General features: G+C 68.9%; 2 pseudogenes. One reads left to right on the top strand and one right to left on the bottom strand.

Annotated features, from left to right (window positions below):
- Positions 1-303, top strand: a pseudogene (locus tag P3H15_RS54910) (methyltransferase); the annotation flags it as partial.
- A gap of 61 nt (positions 304-364) precedes the next feature.
- Here the strand turns inward: P3H15_RS54910 and P3H15_RS54905 are convergent.
- A pseudogene (locus tag P3H15_RS54905) lies at positions 365-578 on the bottom strand (IS21 family transposase); the annotation flags it as partial.

Here is a 578-nt window from a genome sequence, read left to right as displayed (position 1 = left end):
CGGCCGCACCGTCGTTCGGTGCGAGTGGTGCGCGGTGACCTCACCGAGCCGGTCCGGGGCGAGCGTTTCGATCTGGTGGTGTCCAATCCGCCCTATGTACCCGCCGAAAATGATCGGGTGCCGGTCAGTGGGGCCGCACGATCCTGGGATGCGGGTATGGACGGTCGCGCGGTACTCGATCGGATCTGCCGGCAGGCACCGGACGTTCTCGAGGCCGGCGGGGCGCTGCTGCTTGTGCAGTCCGCGTTGAGTGGGATCGAGAAGTCTCAGGCGATGCTCGAGGAACAGGCAGCCCGCAGGTAGGGCAGGCGCATCCGTTTGAGGACGGCGAGGAGGTCGTCGGGTAATGGTGGCGCGGTGGGGTTCACGAGCTTGCCTCCGCACTGGTGCTGCCGAATCCGGCCCAGGCGGCGGTACCGGGTTGGACCGAATGCCTCTCGTCGGCGACGACAACCGCCCCGGCTGAGGTGGCGGTGTGGTGCGCGACGATCGCCGGCAGGTCCCCCTCGGCGAACCGACCCGATTCGGCTGCTCTCGACAATGCCGAGTCGACGGTGGCGGCGCCGACGAATGCGGCC

This window comes from Rhodococcus sp. T2V (genome assembly GCF_029269925.1).
In the GTDB taxonomy this organism is placed as follows: domain Bacteria; phylum Actinomycetota; class Actinomycetes; order Mycobacteriales; family Mycobacteriaceae; genus Rhodococcus_F; species Rhodococcus_F koreensis.
This window is presented reverse-complemented; position numbering and strand designations above follow the sequence as displayed.